At 61.4% G+C, this 20,139-nt stretch carries 23 protein-coding genes; 9 read left to right on the forward strand and 14 right to left on the reverse strand.

What is annotated here, in order from left to right; translation table 11 throughout:
• The 4 genes from A2J01_RS21750 to A2J01_RS21765 all read right to left on the reverse strand — a co-directional run.
• A partial coding sequence (locus A2J01_RS21750; protein WP_156519347.1) for an aldehyde dehydrogenase family protein occupies positions 1-710 on the reverse strand: 710 nt, incomplete at its 3' end.
• A 133-nt stretch (positions 711-843) separates the two neighbouring features.
• Positions 844-2,028 carry a winged helix DNA-binding domain-containing protein gene (locus tag A2J01_RS21755; RefSeq protein ID WP_064113559.1) on the reverse strand — a complete coding sequence of 395 codons (1,185 nt, stop codon included), beginning with the start codon at positions 2,026-2,028 and terminating at the stop codon, positions 844-846.
• Complete coding sequence (locus A2J01_RS21760; RefSeq protein WP_064113560.1) at positions 2,028-2,669, reverse strand: histidine phosphatase family protein; 642 nt, start codon at positions 2,667-2,669, stop codon at positions 2,028-2,030. The genes A2J01_RS21755 and A2J01_RS21760 overlap by 1 nt, the downstream gene beginning before the upstream one ends.
• A gap of 14 nt (positions 2,670-2,683) precedes the next feature.
• Complete coding sequence (locus A2J01_RS21765) at positions 2,684-4,090, reverse strand: FAD-binding oxidoreductase (RefSeq protein ID WP_064113561.1); 1,407 nt, start codon at positions 4,088-4,090, stop codon at positions 2,684-2,686.
• 140 nt (positions 4,091-4,230) lie between these two features.
• Here A2J01_RS21765 and A2J01_RS21770 point away from each other — a divergent pair, with 140 nt between their 5' ends.
• Positions 4,231-5,130, forward strand: coding sequence for a LysR family transcriptional regulator (locus tag A2J01_RS21770; protein ID WP_054188300.1), 900 nt, complete (start codon positions 4,231-4,233; stop codon positions 5,128-5,130).
• 22 nt (positions 5,131-5,152) lie between these two features.
• On the opposite strand, the gene A2J01_RS21775 is transcribed toward A2J01_RS21770, so the two are convergent.
• Both A2J01_RS21775 and A2J01_RS21780 read right to left on the reverse strand, forming a co-directional pair.
• Positions 5,153-6,232 carry a helix-turn-helix domain-containing protein gene (locus A2J01_RS21775; protein WP_231915871.1) on the reverse strand — a complete coding sequence of 360 codons (1,080 nt, stop codon included), beginning with the start codon at positions 6,230-6,232 and terminating at the stop codon, positions 5,153-5,155.
• A 9-nt stretch (positions 6,233-6,241) separates the two neighbouring features.
• Positions 6,242-7,213 (reverse strand): alpha/beta hydrolase, encoded by a 972-nt coding sequence (locus A2J01_RS21780; protein ID WP_064113562.1) that lies wholly within the window; start codon positions 7,211-7,213, stop codon positions 6,242-6,244.
• Positions 7,214-7,306: 93 nt separating this feature from the next.
• Between A2J01_RS21780 and A2J01_RS21785 the strand changes: the two genes are divergently transcribed.
• The 3 genes from A2J01_RS21785 to A2J01_RS21795 all read left to right on the forward strand — a co-directional run bounded on the left by A2J01_RS21785 (position 7,307) and on the right by A2J01_RS21795 (position 9,767).
• Positions 7,307-7,900, forward strand: a complete 594-nt coding sequence (locus tag A2J01_RS21785; protein ID WP_064113563.1) for a hypothetical protein — start codon at positions 7,307-7,309, stop codon at positions 7,898-7,900.
• Positions 7,901-8,061: 161 nt separating this feature from the next.
• Positions 8,062-8,490: a YciI family protein gene (locus tag A2J01_RS21790; RefSeq protein WP_007735729.1), complete on the forward strand. Its 429-nt coding sequence runs from the start codon at positions 8,062-8,064 to the stop codon at positions 8,488-8,490.
• Positions 8,491-8,492: 2 nt separating this feature from the next.
• Positions 8,493-9,767 (forward strand): RNA polymerase sigma factor, encoded by a 1,275-nt coding sequence (locus A2J01_RS21795; RefSeq protein ID WP_042922905.1) that lies wholly within the window; start codon positions 8,493-8,495, stop codon positions 9,765-9,767.
• A gap of 45 nt (positions 9,768-9,812) precedes the next feature.
• On the opposite strand, the gene A2J01_RS21800 is transcribed toward A2J01_RS21795, so the two are convergent.
• The gene (locus A2J01_RS21800) at positions 9,813-10,226 is read right to left on the reverse strand and encodes a hypothetical protein (protein WP_003942828.1); all 414 of its coding nucleotides are present in this window, start codon (positions 10,224-10,226) and stop codon (positions 9,813-9,815) included.
• A gap of 154 nt (positions 10,227-10,380) precedes the next feature.
• On the opposite strand from A2J01_RS21800, the gene A2J01_RS36525 reads away from it, so the two are divergent.
• The 4 genes from A2J01_RS36525 (at position 10,381) to A2J01_RS21815 (ending at position 13,719) form a co-directional block, all read left to right on the forward strand.
• Positions 10,381-10,551 carry a hypothetical protein gene (locus tag A2J01_RS36525; RefSeq protein WP_003943130.1) on the forward strand — a complete coding sequence of 57 codons (171 nt, stop codon included), beginning with the start codon at positions 10,381-10,383 and terminating at the stop codon, positions 10,549-10,551.
• Positions 10,552-10,609: 58 nt separating this feature from the next.
• Entirely contained in the window at positions 10,610-11,302 is a 693-nt protein-coding gene (locus A2J01_RS21805; protein ID WP_080961262.1) for a TetR/AcrR family transcriptional regulator, read from the forward strand.
• A 145-nt stretch (positions 11,303-11,447) separates the two neighbouring features.
• On the forward strand, positions 11,448-12,881 hold the full coding sequence (locus A2J01_RS21810; protein ID WP_116057683.1) for a lipase family protein: 1,434 nt from the start codon (positions 11,448-11,450) through the stop codon (positions 12,879-12,881).
• 139 nt (positions 12,882-13,020) lie between these two features.
• A complete protein-coding gene (locus A2J01_RS21815) occupies positions 13,021-13,719 on the forward strand; it encodes a type 1 glutamine amidotransferase domain-containing protein (RefSeq protein WP_030537402.1) in 699 nt (232 codons plus the stop codon).
• Between the two features lie 81 nt (positions 13,720-13,800).
• On the opposite strand, the gene A2J01_RS21820 is transcribed toward A2J01_RS21815, so the two are convergent.
• Genes A2J01_RS21820 through A2J01_RS21830 form a run of 3 tightly spaced genes read right to left on the reverse strand, consistent with a single transcriptional unit; the run spans position 13,801 to position 16,600 of the window.
• A complete protein-coding gene (locus A2J01_RS21820; protein WP_064113564.1) occupies positions 13,801-15,105 on the reverse strand; it encodes an HNH endonuclease signature motif containing protein in 1,305 nt (434 codons plus the stop codon).
• Between the two features lie 59 nt (positions 15,106-15,164).
• Positions 15,165-16,019 (reverse strand): alpha/beta fold hydrolase, encoded by an 855-nt coding sequence (locus tag A2J01_RS21825; RefSeq protein WP_064113565.1) that lies wholly within the window; start codon positions 16,017-16,019, stop codon positions 15,165-15,167.
• Positions 16,016-16,600, reverse strand: a complete 585-nt coding sequence (locus tag A2J01_RS21830) for a TetR/AcrR family transcriptional regulator (RefSeq protein WP_230359246.1) — start codon at positions 16,598-16,600, stop codon at positions 16,016-16,018. Before A2J01_RS21830 ends, A2J01_RS21825 begins: the two co-directional genes overlap by 4 nt.
• 116 nt (positions 16,601-16,716) lie before the next feature.
• Between A2J01_RS21830 and A2J01_RS21835 the strand changes: the two genes are divergently transcribed.
• A complete protein-coding gene (locus tag A2J01_RS21835) occupies positions 16,717-18,150 on the forward strand; it encodes an amidase (protein WP_064113566.1) in 1,434 nt (477 codons plus the stop codon).
• Here the strand turns inward: A2J01_RS21835 and A2J01_RS21840 are convergent.
• The 4 genes from A2J01_RS21840 to A2J01_RS21855 are packed head-to-tail and all read right to left on the reverse strand — an operon-like array spanning position 18,147 to position 20,119.
• Positions 18,147-18,782: a DUF5701 family protein gene (locus A2J01_RS21840; protein ID WP_064113567.1), complete on the reverse strand. Its 636-nt coding sequence runs from the start codon at positions 18,780-18,782 to the stop codon at positions 18,147-18,149. The genes A2J01_RS21835 and A2J01_RS21840 overlap by 4 nt on opposite strands.
• 10 nt (positions 18,783-18,792) lie before the next feature.
• On the reverse strand, positions 18,793-19,437 hold the full coding sequence (locus tag A2J01_RS21845) for a TetR/AcrR family transcriptional regulator (protein WP_064113568.1): 645 nt from the start codon (positions 19,435-19,437) through the stop codon (positions 18,793-18,795).
• Positions 19,425-19,688 carry a hypothetical protein gene (locus tag A2J01_RS21850; protein WP_064113569.1) on the reverse strand — a complete coding sequence of 88 codons (264 nt, stop codon included), beginning with the start codon at positions 19,686-19,688 and terminating at the stop codon, positions 19,425-19,427. The genes A2J01_RS21845 and A2J01_RS21850 overlap by 13 nt, the downstream gene beginning before the upstream one ends.
• The gene (locus A2J01_RS21855; RefSeq protein ID WP_054826733.1) at positions 19,685-20,119 is read right to left on the reverse strand and encodes a hypothetical protein; all 435 of its coding nucleotides are present in this window, start codon (positions 20,117-20,119) and stop codon (positions 19,685-19,687) included. The genes A2J01_RS21850 and A2J01_RS21855 overlap by 4 nt, the downstream gene beginning before the upstream one ends.
• Positions 20,120-20,139 lie beyond the last annotated feature (20 nt).

Genomic DNA, 20,139 nt, shown 5'->3' on the forward strand with positions numbered 1-20,139 from the left:
TGTGCCACGAGTCGGCCGACTTCGGTGCTTCCGGTGAAAGCGAGTTTGCTGACTTTCGGATGACCAATCAGGGCTGCGCCGGCCTCTTCGCCGAGGCCGGGTACAACATTGAGAACGCCTTTCGGGAACACTTCGGCGGCGATCCTCGCCAGTTCCATGACTGAAACACAGGCATTTTCATCAGGTTTGAGTACGACGGTGTTTCCGGCAGCGAGAGCGGGAGCAATCTTGAATGCCGTCATCACAACGGGATCGTTCCAGGGAATGATCTGTCCGCACACGCCCAAGGGTACCCGTTTCGCAACCAGATACCCCGAGGCCAATTCGCGGCCGAAACCGTGGTGCGCCAACGAAACTGACGCAAAGTATCGTAGGTGCGACACTGCGGCCCGATAGTCTTCTCGCATCTCCCTGATGTGTCGCCCGGTGTCCATGCACTCGAGTTGGGCAAGCTCTTCAGTTCGTTCCTCCACCAGTGCGGCAAACTGCAAGATTTGTGCGGACCGTTCTTCGGTCGTCAGGCCTGCCCACGCCGGAAATGCCCGTCCGGCGGCTTCGACCGCATCATTGATTTCTTCTGCCCCGCATCGGGACAGTGTGGCGAGCAGAGCGCCGGAAGCGGCGTCACGCGCCTCGAAGGTGGATGTGCCGATGGCTCGGAACGTTCCATCGATGTACGCACCGTATTCACGAACTGCTTGACCTTCCATGGATCCTCCTAGATCGGTCAATCGGTGAAGTTCGAAGTGTACTGTACGTTTCGTACACTTGTCGATGGTTGCCTTGCCGCGCATGGATGGCGTTAGCAGAAAGAACAGCTAGAACAGTGTTCTGGTCACATCGTCAAGGCGTGGCTTCAGCAATTTCAGCCGCCTGCTTCATAGCCCGTGAGACGTACCCCGTGCCGATTCTGACGCCGCCCAGCCACTCAGTGAGGCGCGCCGCCTCGGCATCGAGAGAACGTCGCGCAGACGCTGACACGGTCTCGAGCAATCGAACGTGCACCACACCGGTTTCGTCTTGGATCCAGCACCCAACGACGCGACCGTCGACCCAAGCGGTGGTGCCGGCATTACCGCGGGTGTCGAAGAGTTGGTTGCGGTGCGGGCCGAGGTAGAAGTCACGGTTCTTCCACCCCATGATTGTCGGGTCGAGCACCGGTAGGAGTGCGACCCAAGGACCTGGATCAGACACCGTGGCGACGTCATCCGGTAGCAGCCAGCCGGTGTCGCCTCCGTCGAGTGAGACTGCAACGGCGTCGAGTTCGGCGAGGGCGGCCCGGACGACCGTCTTCGTCGAGCCCAGCCACCAGACGATGTCGTCTTCCGTGCCCGGTCCGAAGGTGTAGAGCCAACGGCGGACTATTTCTCGATAGCCGTCTGCAGATTCGAGATCGACGGGGGCGTCGTCGAGCCAGTGTCGAGTGAGAGTCCACAGTGGGCGTGAGACGGGGAAGCGGGCGGTGTTGGTGCCGCGCATGATGTCTGCGGTTGCCCCGAGATGCGTGAGAACCCTGGGTGCCGACCAGATTTCACCTGCCGAACCCTCGACCTTGACGTCTGTCATCGGCACGGCCTGACGAATCTCTACCGCTGAAAGCCCTTCAGGCCTATCGGTGAGCAACTTCAGCACTTCCGTCCGTGCGCGATCGAGCCAGTCGTTGCCGTCGACGGCGAGTCCGGCCTTGACGACATCCTTGGCCATTCGTGCCCGCTCGGTGTTCGCGACGCGGGCGGACGCACTCGACCACGCGGCCGGCAGCAAGTCGCGGGGAAAGGTGAAGAGTGTGCGGCGCATTGCCAATTGCTTCACGAGACTGCGTTGGTCGTACAGGGCGCGGTCGACGTCGGCGGCGTCCACGGACCGAACCCTCGCCCAGCAAGACAGATAGACCGTCGCTGACTCGGTGGCGTGCAGTACCGTCATCGCCCGCGTGGCAGCTTCCGGCGAATCGACGTGAAACATTGGCTCCAGCGCATGACGTACTCCTATGCGAGCACGGCGTTCGTCGTCGGAGACATGGCGCATCAGGCCATCGTGCCACAGTCCAGGTGCGTCGTATCAGCTAGTTGCACGAGGGTTCGGTTGCGCCAGTAGTCGTCGTGTCGGAGATGTGTGATTGCACCCGGGGTGGTCGCGAAGGTCGCAAATCCTGCGGCGTCGACGGGAATCTGTAGCCAGGCGGAGACGACGAATGTGTGTGCAAAGCCGTGGGTTACGACGATGTGATCGTGATCGAGATCGTCCATCAGTTCGCACATGCACTCGTGAACCCTTGATGCGATGTCGCGGCGGGTCTCGGCACCGGCAACGGGGCCACGGTGATCGAGGCGGTTGTTGTCAGGGGCCGGGACCTGCCGCTGGGCCAGCCACGAGTTCGGGCGTCCTTCGGCTTCTCCGAAGCTGATTTCGCGCAATCGAGTGTCTGTTGTCGCCGGAGCATCGAGTGTCCGGGCGATGATCGTGGATGTCTCGGTGCACCGTTCGAGGTCGGACGAGGTGATGCGGACCGCGCGCGAAGTTCCGGTGCGTCGTCGTTTCAGTGCTTCGGCGATCAAACCTGCATCGCGCCGACCAGCGGGGGTGAGAACCGAATTGTGCCAACCGCCGACTACGTCCTGCGCTGTGTGTTCGGCATGAGGATGAGTGACGACGTAAAGTTCCTGCACGAGACCCCTTTTGCTTACCCGACTTTTTCCGGCAACAGTATTCCAGGGTTGAGGATTCCACGGGGATCCCAGGAGGATTTGATCAGCTGCATTGCGGCGATGTCGGTTTCAGTGCGCCCCAGCGATATCCACGGCGACTTCGCGCGGCCTATCCCGTGCTCGGCGCTGATGCTTCCATGGTGGGCGGCGACGAGTCGGAACACCATATCGGTCAGTTCGTGTGCGACCCTCGGCTCGGCATCCAGAAGGTTCACATGAATGTTTCCGTCGGCGAAGTGCCCGAACAGGATTGGCCGCACGAGGGGGAATCGTTGTGCCAGGCTTTCTCGGAGGTTGTCGATGAACATTCCCATCACGGACAAGGGGACGGAGATGTCGAGCTTGACTACCGGCGTCGTCGACGACGCGCTGATGCTTTCGGTATGGCTTTCCCGCAGAGTCCACAGTTTTCGAGCCGGCCCAGGCTCGACCGTCGCGTCCTCGATGAGGTCGGCAGAGTCGGAGAGTACTTCGAGGAGCGACTCTTCCGTTTCGCGCGGTGATGACACCTCGATGAGTGTGTACATCGGTGAAGGGGTGCCGAACGGGCGACGGGCATCGGTGTGTGCGCAGACGAGGGAGATGCCGTCGTCGGTCATGATCTCGGCGGCTTCGACGGTCAATCCGCTCTGACGCACGCGATTACACAAATGAAGCGCTTGATCGACTTCGCGTACACCCGCGAGCACGACCTGGGTGTCGGTCGCCGGGGTGACCAGCTTCATCAGGACCTTGGTGATGACTGCGAGCGTTCCCTCGCTGCCGGCGAGAAGTCCTGGAATATCGTATCCGACATTGTCTTTGACGAGTGGAGTCCATCTACTCAGCACCGAACCGTCCGCGAGCACGGCTTCGATACCGAGTATCTGTGCGCGTGTATTTCCGTATCGGACCATGCGCGTCCCACCGGCGTTGGTTGCGACGATGCCGCCGAGTGTTGCGGATTCCTTTGATGCCAAATCGATTCCGAAGCGGAGACCGTGTGCAGATGCGGCCAGGTCGGCGCGAGCAACGGTCACGCCGGCGCCGGCCGCGATTGTCCGACCGATGGGGTCGACGGCTTCGATCGTCTCCAGACGTCTGGTACTCAGCACCACGGACCCAGCCGAGGCGATCCCACCACCGACCAGTCCGGTGTTGCCGCCTTGCGGTGTGACGGGAACCCCCGCGTCGAAGCATGCTCGAAGAACCGCAGACACTTCGGAAGTGTTGCCGGGGCGGATGACCGCGATCGCGTCGCCGATCCAACGTCCCGTCCAGTCACGTGTGTAGCCCTCGATCAGTTCGGAATCGGTAAGGACATGCGTGTGGCCGACGATCTCCGCGAGGGCGTCGAGAAGCCTCGCGTCTGTTGTAGGTTCAGTGAGTGTTCGGGGGTTCATGTGCAACCTTGTGATCGTTCGGGTGACAATTTTCGGGAGACAGACGGTGGATCAACGTGAACTCGATCCTCCGACCTCAGGTGATGCCGTGTCCAAGACCAAGTAGTGACACCACCATCTGTTTTTCTTATAATCGCCGTATGAACCTGCAGCGTGCCCGTTATCTGATCGCTCTGTCGGATCATGGGAGCTTCACTCGAGCCGCTGCGAACGTCCACGTCGCGCAATCGGCCCTCAGTCAGCAGATCAAGGTTCTCGAGCGCGAACTCGGAGTGCCGCTGGTGGATCGTCGGGGTCCGCAGTTCACCTTCACGGAAGCCGGCAAGGTGGCGGTACGAGAGGCGCGCTTTTTGATCGGGTGTGCGGACCGGGCTGTCGAACGAATTCGGTTGGCCGCGCGCGGTGTGGACGGAGAACTGCGCATCGCGTACACCCGTTCGTGGGCGGGCGGCGCAGTCGCGGATCTGGTCAGCACCTATCGAAGGCTCTACCCGGGCGTCGAAGTTGTCGTTCATCGTGGCACTTCGGCGCAGACTGTCGACCTCGTCCGAACCGGAGCCGTCGACATCGCGGTTGTTCGCCCGCCGCTCGATGAAGACGATCGAGAACTTCCCCTGATCGTCCTCGACACCGAACCTATCCTGGTCGCTGTTCCCGTGGATCATCCGTTCGGAGATCGAGCGACGCTCGAACTCGGAGATCTGGTGGACGTCCCCGTTGTGTTCTGGCCGGAGGCCAACGCCCCGGGGATGTATTTGCGTACGCTCGAACAACTTTGGCCAAACGGGGCGCCCAGCATCGTTCGATTCGAGGCCGACGACGAGCAGGTGCTGCATGCCGTCTCGGACGGGGTGGGTATTGCGCCGATCCCCCAGGGCAGAGCGCGGATGCTCCGCATCCCGGGTGTCCATCTATGTGAGATCGCCGGTGAGCAACCAACTCTCGACGTGGCAGTGACCTACCGCCCGGATAATCCGAATCCGGCGCTTGCGCCGTTTGTTGCGCTCGCTCAACGCGAAAGATCGTCAACCACTGCGTAGTGCCTGTGATGCGCGGTGGGTCCTATCCGCCATCGAGGACCAGCATCATGGCCGTTGCGCGTGCTCGGTTCTCGATGGAATCGACGTGGAATCCGACGTGCTGGGACAGTTTCGCCAATCGGTGCGCGACGCTGCTGTGGTGAAGATGCATGGAATCTGCTGCGGCCCTCAAGGTTCCGGACTGCAGGTATGACCTCAAGGTTTCGAGTAGTTCTAACCCCTGTTTGGTATCGCCGATCTCTTCGGCACGAACCAGATCCGGTATTCGCGAGTGATCGATGTGTGGTCCCGGCGCCAAGAGGTTGAGGGCGCCGAGATCGTCGGCGTTCACGATCGGTGTTGTTGCCGACGCCTGTGTACGAGCGAATCGTGCAGTGCTCAGTATTGTGCTCACTTCGGAAGCGGGAGCAGTCAAAGATATTCCGGCGCGAATGAATGACGACAGCGCGGCCTCGGACAGCTCGGGTGTCGCCGCGAACGAACCCGTCACGAGATTCAGATACTCGCCGTCAGCGTCTATCCCAGTGGCTTTGCCAGGTTTGTAATCTGGCGAAATGACAAGGTGTGCAGCACCTTCGGCCGTGCCTGAGACTGCCTTGGTTGCCATTACACGGACTGGGGTATGGGGTTCGATACCGAGACCGGCGCAGGAGGTGAGCACCGCGAGTTCATCCATCGGGAACAACAGATTTCGAGTGTGCTCGGCTTCGGTAGGCAGGCGTCGCGGTTGCAGAATTATCGCTGCGGTCAGGGCCATCCGGTCGACGAGCATTTCGTCGAGTGGCAAGCTGGCCCCGGGTCGTTCGATCCATACCGTTCCGAGAACCTCGTCGTCTACGGCAATGTTTCTGGTCATGCTCGGTGGGAGCTGAGGATCGGGTGACCAGCGGCCGCGCGGATCGCAACGGCGCAAATTCTTCTTGCTTCTGCCGCGCTCGACGATCTCGATACCCACGATGCAGTCCGCCAACTGCGCGCTCGCACGAAGCAAAGACGCGGTGTCGGAGCCGTGCCGCACGAGGGCGTCGAAGTAATCGATGACACGTACCAGGCCTGCCGAGTCTGCATCGAGCTCGGCAAGCCGGTACATCAGTCCTTGCATCTCGCAACGCTACGAGACCGGCGAGAGCGAACGCAACCCTCTCCTGAGCGCAGTGAGGGCTTCGGCGGCACCTCTTTCGCTGACCGCGGCGGTCGCGACCAGTGCCGACCCGTGAAAGGTTCCGGGGAAGGAGTGCAATTCGACGCTGACTCCCGCTTGCAGCAGCCGAAGGGCGTATTCGATTCCTTCGTCGCGGAGCGGGTCGAGTTCCATGGTGGACAGGTAGGTCGGCGGCAGACCGGTGAGGTCGGTAGCCCGGGACGGCGCAGCGTAAATGGACACGTCAGGATCTTCGGGACCGGAATACGACTCGCCGAGATAGTACTTCCACGACAGGATGGCGTTAGGGCGGTGCCACAAGGGGGTGTCGACGAAGTTCGTCATCGAGACCGTCGCCAGACGGTCGTCGAGTTCAGGGATTTCGAGGAATTGGAAGGCCACGGGCACAACGCCCTCGTCACGGGCTTTGAGGACAGTGCCTGCGGCCAGTCCACCGCCTGCGCTCTGCCCTCCCACTGCGATGCGGCGTGGATCGACCCCCAGCTCCTCGGCATGGGCGTGGATGTAGAGGAGTGCGGCGTAGCAGTCGTCGACGGGGCCGGGGAAGGGGGTTTCGGGGGCGAGGCGGTACTCCACGTTCGCAACGGCGAATCCGAGTTCCCGCGCCACCTCGACGCAAAATGGATCGCTGGATTCTGCGGTGCCGATTGCGAATCCGCCGCCATGGATCCAGAGCAGAACGGGGACAGGGCCGGCAGTGTTGTCCGGGGTGAAGAAACGAATCGTGACCTCCGGATCGCCGTCCAGGCCGGGTGCCGACAGTTCACGAAGCGAGACTCCGTCGAATGACAGGTCGGCCAACATGGTGCCGACCAGAGCGGCGTAGGTGGCCCGTGCGTTGGGGAGGTCAGCGAAGTCCACCTTCGGGAGCATGGTGAGTGCCGCGGCGAGTTCGGGGTCGAGAGTCGGGAATGTTGTCATGCACCCATCATCGAGCCTGAATGTGGCCTACGTCACCAGCGGATTGTAGGAAATCGGAGAGTCTCCCTCCGACACCCGTCGGATCTCCCTAGGATGACGCCGGTGGACAGGGTACATCTCGGGGTGGGTTCGAGCGATTCGAAAAGTGGGGCACGGATTGGTGGACGACCTCCGCAAGTTTTCGCTGGTCAGGCGATTCTGCGGTCGCACGAGTACCTTCTGACGCTCGAGGCACACACGGCGCCGTGGCTCGGCGCGCGAGAGCTTTCGGTCTTCATCCGTCGAGGTTTCTCCATCGGCGACGACGACCTCGAATACCCGGACATCGGGGTTAGGGCAGTCCTGCACCCCTCGTCGTCACGAAGTGCGGAATCGGCGGGCAGCCATGCGGGCCTTGGCAGCGCGGCGTTGATCAGGATTCCATCGGACGACGAGGTGATGCCGTTGGTGTTGATAGCTCCGCAACCGGTGCTCATTCAGAACGAACCGTCCTACGCCGATGCCGTCGAGGCAGATGGACACAGCTTCCTGTTCCAGATCAACGAAGAGGGGTGGCCGGTGGTTGCCGAGTCCCACCCCGATTTCGTAGAGGAGTACCTATTCGGTTACGGGTCGGTGTATTTCTACGGGAGCTCTGACGCGACCGGGCTCGTTCGCGAAGTTGTGCCGGGATTTCTCGACTTCTGACCGGCCCGACGGCCCGTCCGCCGATACCGTGGGCAGCGTATCGCGACCGGCGGTTATGTCCTCGGAAAAATTGTTTCGGAAGTTTGTCGATCGGTGAGTGCGCCGTTCGACGTGTAAGCAGAGGGACCGAACAGAGCGGTCCACGAACGAAGGAGATTCTCATGAAGTACATGCTGATCATGCGTTCCACCGATGAGGCTATCGAAGCATCCAAGGACATGGACTTCGACGAGATCATCGCGGCGATGGGGCAGTACAACGAGTCCCTGATCAAGGCAGGTGTCTTGCTGGCCGGTGAGGGACTGGCGATGGAGGAGGGATTCATCGTCGATTTCGAGTCCGATCCTCCGCTGGTCTCCGACGGCCCGTACGGGGAGACGAAGGAGTTGTTCTCGGGATTCTGGATCATTCAGACGTCGACCAAAGACGAAGCCTTGGAATGGGCGAAGCGCTGCCCGCTCGGGCCGGGAAGCAAGCTCGAGGTACGCCGCGTGAGCGAGATGTCAGACTTCGATCAGGACAACGAGTACATCCAGAAAGAGGCCGGCTGGCGTGAAGAGCTCGGTACCGATCGTCCGGTCGCAGGCTGACCATGACCGACGAGGCGGTGCGAGAAGAAACGAGAAAGGCTGTCGACGCGGTCTGGCGTATCGAATCCGCGAAGATTGTCGCCACGTTGACTCGCACCGTCGGAGATCTTGATCTCGCCGAAGATCTGGCCGCGCAGGCTCTGCTCGAAGCCGTCGAGCAGTGGCCCGCGACGGGGGTTCCGAGAAACCCCGCTGCCTGGCTGACATCTGTGGCGACACGACGAGCGATCGACGGGTGGCGACGACGTGAGAGGTTGGACGAGCGCTACGCCCACTTTGCGCGTGAACTCGAGAACGACGCTTCACATTTCGACGACGTCAGCTGGGATCCGGACCGCATCGACGACGATGTCCTTCGCCTGATGTTCATCGCCTGCCATCCCGTGTTGAATCGAAAAGCGCAGGTGGCGTTGACGCTTCGGGTGGTGGGCGGTTTGACCACGGAAGAGATTGCGAAAGCGTTCCTCACGCCGACGGCGACGGTGCAGCAGCGGATAGTCCGCGCGAAGAAGGCGCTGACCGCCTCGAAAGCGGTTTTCGAAGTTCCAGGGCGAGAAGAGTTTTCGAGCAGATTGAGCGCGGTCCTCGGAGTGCTGTACCTGGTGTTCAACGAAGGCTATGCAGCCAGTTCCGGGGACGAGTGGATGCGGGCGGAGCTCAGTGCTGAGGCTCTGCGGCTCGCGCGAATACTCGCCGAATTGGTCCCCAGGGAGTCCGAGGTACACGGCCTTGTCGCTTTGATGGAGCTGACAGCCTCGAGATTCGGCGCTCGGACAACCTCGACCGGTGAACCCATCCTGCTGGCTGACCAGGATCGGACGAGGTGGGATCGCCTACAGATCTCACGTGGGCTTGCCGCGCTGGAACGAGCTGACGCCGTCGGGCGTGGACGAGGCCCGTACGGCCTGCAGGCGGCGATTGCCGAATGTCATGCGCGAGCAGCAACTTTCGAAGACACCGATTGGAAGAAGATAGTGATCCTCTACGAGGCTCTGGCGCAACTGGCGCCATCGCCCGTGGTCGACCTCAATCATGCGGCGGCGGTATCCATGGCATACGGTCCTGGCCCTGCGCTCGAATTCGTCGACAAGCTTGTCGCTTCAGGTGAACTGGCCGACTACCACCTGCTTCCCAGCGTTCGGGGGGAGTTGCTCAGTCAGCTCGGCCGATCCGAGGAGGCTAGAACCGAACTCCTCGAAGCGGCTCGGCTGGCCGGGAACGAGCGTGAGCGCGCTGTGCTGGTCGCGAAAGCCGATGCGCTGCTGCCGGATCGGTAGTCACGCGATTGTTAGTCACGCGATTGTTAGTCACGCGATTGTTAGTCAGGGCTGAGTCGGATCATCATTGGGCACCATGGGCGGCATCCCGACTCCGTAGGGATCGAGCATGTCCGATACACGTCGACCCCACCGTTCATGCGCGGACTGACGGGTCATTCCCGCTGCGCGGCCGATGGTTGACCATGTTGCGCCGAATCTACGCAGGCTCATGACGCTTGCCGTCGAATCGATACCTGCGGCCAGCTGAATCCGGAAACAGGCCAACTGCCACGCCATCTGACGCTGCGCCGGGATGTCGGTGTCCTGTTCTGCCTCCCACTCAGGGCTGCCAGGTAAAGGATCTGTTCCGACAATCTTGTCTGCCTGAGTGCCGGCCTCGGTGATCGCGGCGTTGACCGTGGTGATCGCGGCGGTCTCGATCTTCGCAGTCAGGGCGCGTTCGATCAGGTCTTCCATGAGAAGTTCTCCTTTCGTCAGGACTAGCCTGACAGGCGCTGTTGAATTCTGTCAAGAATCCCCTGACAGACTTTGAGTTTAATTAATGCACGATTTATTTGTGTACTATCTAAATAGTCTCCGGTTCTGTTGACCGTCGTCGAAGGGGTTGCTGGTGAAAATCGTGGTTTTGTCGTTCCTGGTGGCATTGACTTTGATAACGGTCGGAATCATCGCCGCGCGCAACCGCAGCACTCGACCTGCCGTGACCGGGGCAGTTACTGCGGCGTCAACGGTTCTCGCTGCCGCCTGGACACTTTTTGCCGTGGCCTTCGTATTGGCCTGATCGTGCTGCAGTGCCGATGCGCCGGTAGTGGTGGTGAAGGAACTTCGCAGCAGGTCAGATGCGTTTTGTGTGCGGCGCGATGCCGCATAGTCTGGCAGACGTGGCAATCGCTGAAACAGACAGAAACTACGGCGGAAGGTCGGTCGCGGCTCGCAAGGCCGAACGCCGTTCCCTCTTTTTGAATGCTGCTCTCAGCGTGTTTGCAGACCAGGGGTATGCCGGAAGTTCGGTGGCGGATATCTGCGCGTCCGCGAGTCTGGCCAGAAGGCAGTTCTACGACGAGTTCGGTAGTCGCGAGGATCTACTCCTCGCGCTGTATGACCAGATTCAACTCGACGCCAGAATTGCAATGGTCGACGCACTCGATGCAGAGCCTTCGGTCAATCTCCGTGACAAGGCAGCGACGGCCATGGCCGCCTTCGTCGAGTCGGTCGGAAGTGACCCACGACGCGCACACGTTGCCTTCATCGACGTCGTAGGTGTCAGTCCCCGGGTGGAAAAGCATCGTGTGGACCAACGTTCGGTCTGGGCAACATTTTTCGAGTCGATCATCAAAGGGATCGTGGGCGAAGATTACGAACCGCCGGGTGGTTACCGGTGGGCGTCCACCGCCTTCATCGGCGCGCTTACCGCGCTGGTGCACCAGTGGAGCACTGCGGAGCCTCGTCCTCCCGTGTCGGTACTGGTCGATCTGATGACGGTGCTCTTGAATGCGTTGATCGACGACGCGCCCCTTCACGCCGACGAATAGGTCACGAACACCAGGGGATTGTAATCCGGCCCACAACGCTCTACTCTCGTCCTCAATGTGTTAGACACTCGCATCTAACTTGTGTGCTCGTGATGAGAACTGCGGCAACACAAGGCAATCTGTGCTTTTCCGGGGAGGAATTGGTATGGGACGACGCTGGACAACTGACCGACAACGCGGGGGCCTCGCAATTGCCGTGATTGCAGTAATCGGGCAGATCGGACTTTCGGCACCTGCCTCAGCGGCACCGGACGAAGGTGTTCCCGCCCAAATTCAGGTCCAGCCTGCCCTGCCGCCTGCGGTTGCACCGCCTTTGCCTGAACTGGACCAGGCCTTCTATGAACCGCCTGTCGAGGTCGTCGAATCCAAGCAACCGGGTGAGATCATCGCCGCTCGTGCGGTGAATCTCGGTACTCTCAACCTGATTCCGACCAACGTGGATGCGTGGCAGATCTCGTATCGATCCAATAATGCTGCGGGCGAGGCGATTCCTGCTGTCACCACAGTGATCAAGCCGCGTGGCGACACTCGCGATGGAGGCCCGCGCCCGCTGCTGTCCTTTCAGATGGCAGAGGATTCACTCGGAAACTACTGCGCACCTTCGTATGTCATGCAGCAAGGCGCGTTGCCGTGGCTGGTGACGGGCGCTGCGACCGGTGGGGCTCAATTCCTCGAAGTGCAGGCGGCACTGGCGCAGGGTTGGGCATTGTCGGTGCCCGATCATCAGGGACCCAATTCTTCCTTCGCCTCCGGCCCCGTCGCGGCCCGGATCACGCTCGACGGTATCCGTGCTGCTGAGAACTTCGAACCCATGGAGCTACAAGGGCGGTCAACTCGCGTAGGGCTGCTCGGCTACTCGGGTGGATCGATTCCTACCGGTCACGCAGCTGAAATACGGCAGGCGTACGCGCCGGAACTGAATATCGTCGGAGTCGCCGAAGGTGGTGTTGCCGCGGATCTCGGCGCTTTGCTCGACAATGCCAACAACGCTCTAGGGGCCGGGATCGTCGCTGCCGGTGTAATCGGAGTGAGCCGAGAAGATCCTGAACTTGCAGGCTTCATCGATCAGCACATAAACCCTGCCGGCCGAGCGCTTTTCGCTGCCAAGGACAACCTGTGCATGCTCTGGACGTCGGCTGCAGTGCCCTTCCTCAATATCAAGGGCTTCCTCGATGTCCCGGGAGATCCCGTCCAACACCCCACGGTGAGAGCTGCGCTCTCCCGAGCTGCCATGGGTAAGTCTGTTCCTGACGTGCCGATGTACATTTATCAGTCGAATCCCGACTGGTTGGTGCCTGTTGGCCCGGTGAACAAACTTGTCGATACCTATTGCCAAGATCCTTCTGCGAGTGTCGTTTACACCAGAGACCACTTCAGTGAGCACGTCAGCATGGAAGTCGTCGCATTGCCGAGTGCTCTACTGTGGCTTCGTGATCGGTTCGCTGGTGTGCCTGCTCAGCAGGGATGCAGCACCTTCGACGCTGGATCCATGGCGCTTGATCAGAGGACCTGGCCAGTCTGGGTGGATGCGGTTGGTGAACTCGTCGCAGGACTGTTCGGCAAGCCGATCGGGACCTGACGGGTGACGTGATTCTGCGGTGGTGAGGAATTCTCACAAGGGCAGCGTGTTGCACTGACTGGACGTTATTTCATTGATCGGGCCTTGAAGATGGTGTCTTGTCACCAATGGGTTCCTTTTACCGACGAAAGGTTGCGCGATGACAAAGCTGTTGTTTGCGGTCACTTCTGCAGATCACTGGACGCTGAAGGACGGAACACCCCACCCGACCGGGTACTGGGCGGAAGAACTGGTCGAGGCGCATCGCGTTTTCGTCGACGCCGGCTACGAGATCGTGATCGCGACGCCTGGCGGTAAAGCTCCCGTTGTGGACGAGGGAAGCCTGGCGCCCGAGGTGAACGGCGGGCAAGAAGGCGCCGACCGTATGCGCAAGTACATCGCCGATCTGCAGCCGGTGCTCGATTCGCCGGAGATTCTGGAGAACGCCGATGCTGCCGATTACGACGTGGTCTTTGTACCGGGTGGGCACGGACCGATGGAGGATCTTGCGGTGTCGGCATCCTTCGGTGAGCTTCTCGTGAACTTCTTGGACGCGGACAAGGTGGTCTCGGCGGTGTGTCACGCGCCGGCGGCACTCCTGCCGGCCCAGAGACCCGATGGAAGCTGGCTGTTCGACGGCTATCAGCTGACCGCGTTCACCAACGAGGAGGAGACGCAGGCTGGTCTGGCGGACAAGGCTCCGTGGCTGCTCGAAACTCGCCTACGCGAATTGGGCGGCAAATTCTCGAAGGCTGAGGCGTGGTCGCCTTATGTCGTGGTGGACCGCAAGCTCTACACCGGTCAGAATCCGGCGTCGTCACGGCCTCTCGCCGAGCGGATTGTCGCCGACTTGGGCTGAGCATGTCTTTTGGCGCCGCATCGAGGTCTCCTCGATGCGGCGCTGGTCCGTGTTCTGTTGTCGCCGAGGAGGTTTGACCTCTCAGGTTTTGAAGGTGGTGTTCGCCGGTCGCGGGTGCTGCCCGGGGTCGATCGAGGGTGGCGGGACGAACCAGGGTTTGTTGTCGGCGCCGATTCGGATCACCCATTTCCCGACGAACCCTGATTTCCGGTGCATCAACCGATGATGTGAACGGCACAGCAGGACCAGGTTGTTCATCACCGTCGGGCCACCGTTCGCCCAGTGCCGGATATGGTGCGCATCAGTCCAGGCAGGCACACATGAACACCCCGGGAACGCGCAGCCTCTGTCTCGGGCAATCAACGCCACTCGCTGTTCGGCGGTGACCAACCGTTTTCCTGGTTGCGCATCGAGCGGTGCCCCATGATCGTCGAGCAGAACGGTCGACAGGAAACAATCACACCCGAGAAGCCTGGTCTGCGACACCGACAGCGGTCCGAGCCAGGGCATGTGCCCGACATCAAGATCCGACACAGCCATTCCGTCATCAGCAGTGGAGGGTGCTGCGGCGCAGTCCCGATGCTCAGCGAGATCACGGGCGTTGATGTGCACGTTCACGTGCGGGCGCTGACCACCGTCGGTGCCGGTTTTGGCGCAGTCGAGGTACCGGCGGATCAGTTCGGTGAACCCGTCGGCCGTCCGCTTGGCCGCCGACCGAGCATCCGGGGTTCCATCGGGTGCCGGGGTGGGCATCGTCAGATTCGACAACGCCGACAACAGCATTTCACCGGTCAGGGCATCGAAATCACCACGCACCACCACCCGACCGTTCAACGTCGACGCGATCCGCAACTCGTTGAGATCGACATCCTCGGCGGGCGGGATCTCATCCGATTCGAAGATTCGCTCCAAGGTCGCGATCGCGTTCCGCACTTTCGTGGTCGTCGCTTCCACACCCGACGCAGCCGCAAGCAGTAGGTCGATACAGCGAGGGAGCGCGGCGTCTGGCATGCCTTTCGGTGGTGATTCGCAGAACGCCACGATCAACACGGCGTGCTCGAAGGAGCAGTCCCCGCCATCGAACCGAGCCGCCACCGCCGGAAACGGCCGCAAAGCCGCACCCAGGGCGGCGATCTTCTTCCCGTCCCGAACCTGCAGCATCGTGTTGGCCGCCAACCAGGACCCCACACCGCGGCTCGCGATCACCTGATCATCCGGGCGCAACGACAACTCGTCCACCACGGCCACTCGAACGGCTTCCAGGCGCAGAATCTCCGCACTCGCCGACACCGCAGCAGCGCGCAACTCGGCAGCAGTCAACTGCCACAGGCGTCCACGTAACCCCACCGCAGAACCCGAAACCACGTCCGACAACAAGACACTCATTGAATCCCCCGATCCCCTCCCCAAAGGATACTCGAACACACGTTCGAGTCAAGAGGGAATTAGGCGAGGGCGCGAAGGAGTGGAGTGGGGTCGGCGACGACGAACAGATGGCCGCCTCCGTTGATCTCTTCGAAGCGAGAGTCGGGAATCAACGAGTGTGCCCAGCGGGCTACTTCGACGGGTACGTTTCCGTCGTCGGTTCCGTGTAGGAAAACCGTTGGTACCGAGATCGATTGGAAGAGTCCAGGCACCTCGTGGCGATACCGAGCCAAGTCGACAACCCCTGCGGATCCACCCTGTGCGATCCCTTCGGATGAATCCAACTGGAGAGCGGGGCGATGTACCTCGTCGGTCATGACTGCCTGATCGGCGGCCGGCCAGATCGAGACTGAGTCGCTGCGTAGCTTGGAGAACACTCCGGTTCCTGCGAGCATTGCGCCGGCCACGCGGGGAGCCCAGTTGGCGGCAAAGTACAACGCAGATACCAGTTTTATTCTGCGTCGCAAAGTATCTCGCGGTGCCCCGGGGATCATGGCGCACGCCAGCACCAGTTTCGAGACTCGTTCGGGAACGGCTGCAGCGACTGCGAGCGCGTAACCGCCGCCTCCGGAGAAACCCATCAGTGTGGCCGAGCCCAACTCGAGGTGATCGACCAGGGTGACGAAGTCGTCGTCCCAGGAATGAAATCCCTTGTCCGTGTACGGATCCGTGCGTCCGAAGCCGGGTCGGTCGGGGACTATCAGCCGTATGCCTGCCGTCGAAGACGCGTTGTGGAGTGAGAGCCCTTCGTATCGGCTGCCAGGTGATCCGTGGGCCACGACTACCGGGTGGCCAGTCGGATCGCCGTACTCGCAGAATGCGATACGACGCCCCAACGCGTCGCGAATTTCGGTTGTGGTCACGCCGCTCGTCATGATGTGGTTCCTTGCTGCGCGATCGACGCCACACCGTCCAGGATGAGGGCGACTCCGAACTCGAACCTTCGGGTGGGATCGTGATGAAGTGCGAACACCGATGCCTCGCGTCGATCGGCAGGTGCGCTGTCGAAAGCGCCGCGTCCCAATTGAATTGCGACGTGTCCGGTGACGAAATCATGCAGCGCGCCGTATGCGTACGTGGCCTGCTCGTCCTCGAGGCCTGCCAAGGAAAGGGCGCTCACGACTCGGTGGGCGGTATCGTCGGCCCCGGGTGCTTCCAGTGATGCCTGCCGATGGGCTTCCAGGACCAGGGGATGGCGCATCAGGAGGTCGTGGAGGCCGTAGGCGAACGTGCGGGCAACCCCGCGCCAGTCGGTCGGCCAGTCGATCGACGAGACGGCTTCGCCTACGAGAGTCGAGATCAGATCTCGCCTCAAGGCGTCGATGCCGCCGGTTGTGCGGTGGACGGACATCGGCGATATGCCGAGTCGTTCGGCGAGCACTCGAAATGACACCGCATCCAGGCCGTCCGTATCGGCGATCTCTGCCGCGGCATCAAGAATCTGTCTGTGACTCAATGCTTTTGGTCGACCAGCCCTTGCAGAGCTGGTGGATTCGGATACCATGCTGACAACAATAGCGATACGCGTATCGAAATTACAAGTGTCCATCGACCTCCAAGGAGCGCTGCCCGATGACCGATCTCCATCAACTGTCCGCCGTCGAACTTGCCGGTGTTATCGCCGCCAAACAGGTCTCGATTCCCGAAGTCACCAGGTACTTCGTCGACCGTGCGACCACTTCCGATGACGTCGGCGCCTTCACGACGATCGCCGGGGAGCACGCAGTCGCCCTCGCCGAACAAGCGCAGCGCAGGTTGGACGAGCGGGACGCCGGGCCCCTTCCGCGCCTGTTCGGCGTTCCGACGGCAATCAAAGACCTCGACGCAACGCGCGGCATTCGCACGACCTTCGGATCGGCGCTCTTTCGCGACTTCGTGCCGGACGCTGACGACGAGATCGTCGAGGCGATCCGAGAAGGTGGGTTGATCGACATCGGTAAGACGACGGTGCCCGAGTTCGGGGCAGCCTGTTACACCGAGCCGGAAGTCGCTCCGCCTGCTCGCAGTCCGTTCGATCGCACGCGGAGTGCCGCCGGCAGCAGTGGCGGCGCTGCTGCCGCAGTCGGCGCTGGTCTGGTGCCGTTTGCGCAGGGAAGTGACACCGCCGGTTCGTTGCGTTCGCCGGCAAGTACGTGCGGAGTGGTGGGCCTCAAGCCGAGCCGCGGTTTGATCACGATGGGCGTGGCGGGGCATGACAACTTCGGATTTGCGAGCAAGGGGCCGATCGCCCGGACAGTTCGCGATACCGCTGCGCTGCTGGACGTTCTGGCGACGCGACCTGGCGCCGGAACTATCCACCCGTCTCGGCCGAAGTCGTTCGAAGAGTTCGTCGTACAGGCTGGGGGAGTTCGGGCTCGCCCCTTGACCGTCGCTCTTGCTCACGGATCGGTCTCCGGCGGAGCCGTGGATGCGCAGCTCTCGGCTGCTGTATCGAAGGTTGGGTCTGTGTTGGAGGGTCTGGGTCACAACGTGTTCGAGCGACCGCAGGCTCGCGATGACATTTTCATCGATGCTTTCGTCAAGATGTTCTCGTCTTTGGCGGGAACCAAGCCGATCCCGGAGGAGTACGAACACCTTCTGCGTCCGATAGTGCAGCACTTGCGAGTTCAAGCAAACCAGGTGTCTTCGGGTGAGCTGGCCGCGGCAATCGGTATTGTTCAGGCCTGGGCGCGGCGATGGAGTCTCGACTACGCCGACGCCGACCTTGTTGTCACTCCGACTGTGACGAAGCCGCCGCTTGCGATCGGGGAGTTGCGCAACGACGAAGATCCCGCGACCGAACTGATCGACATGGTCGCTTTCACCGGAAACACCGTCGTCGCCAATGCAACCGGTTTCCCGTCGATCAGTCTGCCACTCGGTTGGACGGAAGACGGCGTTCCACTCGGCGTGATGATCTCGGCGAAATGGGGTTGCGACGCGGAATTACTTTCTGCCGCTGCAATGCTCGAGGCCGAGATGCCGTGGAAGGATCGGTACCGATTCGACCGCGCAACCGTGCTCTAGTTCGGGAGCGGTACCCGGTCGCTCGCCGATGCGAACCCCAACCACGTGTGGCGGTTACCCCACCAGCACCACCCGACTTTCGGGGCGTTGCGGTTGTCTTTGCCGTCGCGACCGGTTCCGTTGCTGATCCACACGGCGGGAGTTCTGGTGTCGAAGGATCCGTCAGGTTTGCGCAGTCGGGAGCCGATGGTCATGAAACACTTTCCGCGTTCGAGAATGTCGGGGCGCTGCAACAGCCAGTGGATGCCTTCGGTAAGCGTCAGCGGCGTACGGTCTGCGTCGACGATTGCGGGCAATGCTTCGTCCGGGCTCCAGTTGGCCAGGTGATCCCCGCGGTCGACTCCACTGAGCAGATGTAATGGGCTTTCGGGCAGCGTTGACTGCTCGGTGGGGGTGAACAGATCGACGTCCGCCATGTCGACGACTATGAATCCGCGCTTGTTCTCGAGCTCGAGCAGCGGAGTCAGAACTGAAGCCGGAGCCAGTTTTTCGTGCACGGTGAGTAGTCCGACATCACCGTGCCCGGTTGCGGCCTCCCTGACATCGCCGGCAGAAAGTCCGGCCATCTCGTGAACACCGAGTTCGATCAATCGCTCGGCTTGCTGATCGATGGGCGGGAGGTCGAAATGCATATCTGCGATCCTACCGATCGTGAGCAGAGCGATCGGAGGGTTCGGCCGCGAGGGAAGTCGGCCACGCAACGCCCAACGCGCGCATGATGAACGGGACGCTGGTCGCTACGACGGCGTCCACTCGGTCGCCGGCCATGAGCATCGGGCGTCGGCTTTCCACGCAGGCGAGGATGAGTTGCGCGGATGCGGCAGCATCGGAATCGACAAAGACACCGGCGTCGACACCTTCCTGGACGAGCTGTTCGACCAGAACCGACAGCGGGACAATATGTTCGAGGAAACTTTCGCGATCCTGCGCTGACAACAATTCGACCAACGCGATTCCTGTGAATCGTTGCAGTGAGAACTCGACGAGTGTCAGTTTGACGAGGATTTCGAGTCGGTCCACAGGATTCTCGCGGTCCGCGAGTTCACGCTCGGCCAGGAGTAGGAATCTATCCATCTCGCGGGTGGACCAGGCGAGCAGTAACGCGGATTTGTCGGGGAAGTAGTTGTACACCGCTGTCCGCGAGACGCCGGCCGCCTGGGCCACCGTCTGCAGCTTCACGTTCTGCCAGCCCTGCTCGTGAAGTTCGCGAATGAACGCGTCCAACATGGCTTCTCGGGTGGCGATTTTGTGCTCAGCGGTTGTCGCACCACCGGTCAACTTCGGCATGGTCGATCCTCCTGGGTCTGATTCACGGTCACGGGGAGGTCGAACAGGTCCGCAACAAGGCGCGGATCACCTTGCCACATCGAGACGGGTGCGAGCATCATCTGCTGCGCGATCGAGCGTACGGATCGGCAGACCTCTTGCTCTTCGGCGAGTGTGAGCGGCGTGCGTTTGCGCAATCGCTCCATCTCCGCGGTAGTGAGATCAGTGATCCATTCCTCAGCTGCAAGCGAGAGGGGTGAATCCGGTGTCACGACCGATCCAACTCGGCACTGGAGAACCGCGAAGTCATCACGGACAGCGTGATGACGGCGACGACCGAGACGGCGTGTGCCGCCGCCAGCCAGAGCGACTCGGGTGCGTGTTTGTGAAGGGTGGGCGCCATCAGCATGGCCATGAGGAGGGCGAGACTCGACAACATCGCGGGACCGTTGGGGCGGCCGACAAGCAGGCTGACCAGAAGAACGAGCGCGACGACGCTGCACGCCACATCTACAGGCGGGTACGTGGCCGGAACGATTCCGCTGACAGTGTCGGTGAAGTTCAGCCCGATCGACACCAATTGTGCGAGACCTGTCGCGCCGGCCAACCAGGCCGTCCAACGCAGTCCGTGGAGTCCGGCTTTCCGAATGCCGGTCAGGGTTCCTTCGGCGGATTCCCACGCTTCGGACGTCGGTGTTGTCACGGCTACTCCTTTTTATGACG

This window comes from Rhodococcus sp. EPR-134, assembly GCF_001647205.1.
In the GTDB taxonomy this organism is placed as follows: Bacteria; Actinomycetota; Actinomycetes; order Mycobacteriales; family Mycobacteriaceae; genus Rhodococcus_F; species Rhodococcus_F qingshengii.

Coding starts and splice junctions, on each gene's coding strand:
- A2J01_RS21790 (WP_007735729.1), top strand. CDS start 8,062: ATGAAGTACATGCTGATCATGCGTTCCACCGATGAGGCTATCGAAGCA.
- A2J01_RS21835 (WP_064113566.1), top strand. CDS start 16,717: ATGACCGATCTCCATCAACTGTCCGCCGTCGAACTTGCCGGTGTTATC.
- A2J01_RS21755 (WP_064113559.1), bottom strand. CDS start 2,028: ATGCGCCATGTCTCCGACGACGAACGCCGTGCTCGCATAGGAGTACGT.
- A2J01_RS21825 (WP_064113565.1), bottom strand. CDS start 16,019: ATGACGAGCGGCGTGACCACAACCGAAATTCGCGACGCGTTGGGGCGT.
- A2J01_RS21820 (WP_064113564.1), bottom strand. CDS start 15,105: ATGAGTGTCTTGTTGTCGGACGTGGTTTCGGGTTCTGCGGTGGGGTTA.
- A2J01_RS21765 (WP_064113561.1), bottom strand. CDS start 4,090: ATGAACCCCCGAACACTCACTGAACCTACAACAGACGCGAGGCTTCTC.
- A2J01_RS21805 (WP_080961262.1), top strand. CDS start 10,610: ATGCGTTTTGTGTGCGGCGCGATGCCGCATAGTCTGGCAGACGTGGCA.
- A2J01_RS21770 (WP_054188300.1), top strand. CDS start 4,231: ATGAACCTGCAGCGTGCCCGTTATCTGATCGCTCTGTCGGATCATGGG.
- A2J01_RS21780 (WP_064113562.1), bottom strand. CDS start 7,213: ATGACAACATTCCCGACTCTCGACCCCGAACTCGCCGCGGCACTCACC.
- A2J01_RS21810 (WP_116057683.1), top strand. CDS start 11,448: ATGGGACGACGCTGGACAACTGACCGACAACGCGGGGGCCTCGCAATT.
- A2J01_RS21845 (WP_064113568.1), bottom strand. CDS start 19,437: ATGCCGAAGTTGACCGGTGGTGCGACAACCGCTGAGCACAAAATCGCC.
- A2J01_RS21775 (WP_231915871.1), bottom strand. CDS start 6,232: ATGCAAGGACTGATGTACCGGCTTGCCGAGCTCGATGCAGACTCGGCA.
- A2J01_RS21795 (WP_042922905.1), top strand. CDS start 8,493: ATGACCGACGAGGCGGTGCGAGAAGAAACGAGAAAGGCTGTCGACGCG.
- A2J01_RS21800 (WP_003942828.1), bottom strand. CDS start 10,226: ATGGAAGACCTGATCGAACGCGCCCTGACTGCGAAGATCGAGACCGCC.
- A2J01_RS21840 (WP_064113567.1), bottom strand. CDS start 18,782: ATGCATTTCGACCTCCCGCCCATCGATCAGCAAGCCGAGCGATTGATC.
- A2J01_RS21785 (WP_064113563.1), top strand. CDS start 7,307: ATGACGCCGGTGGACAGGGTACATCTCGGGGTGGGTTCGAGCGATTCG.
- A2J01_RS21815 (WP_030537402.1), top strand. CDS start 13,021: ATGACAAAGCTGTTGTTTGCGGTCACTTCTGCAGATCACTGGACGCTG.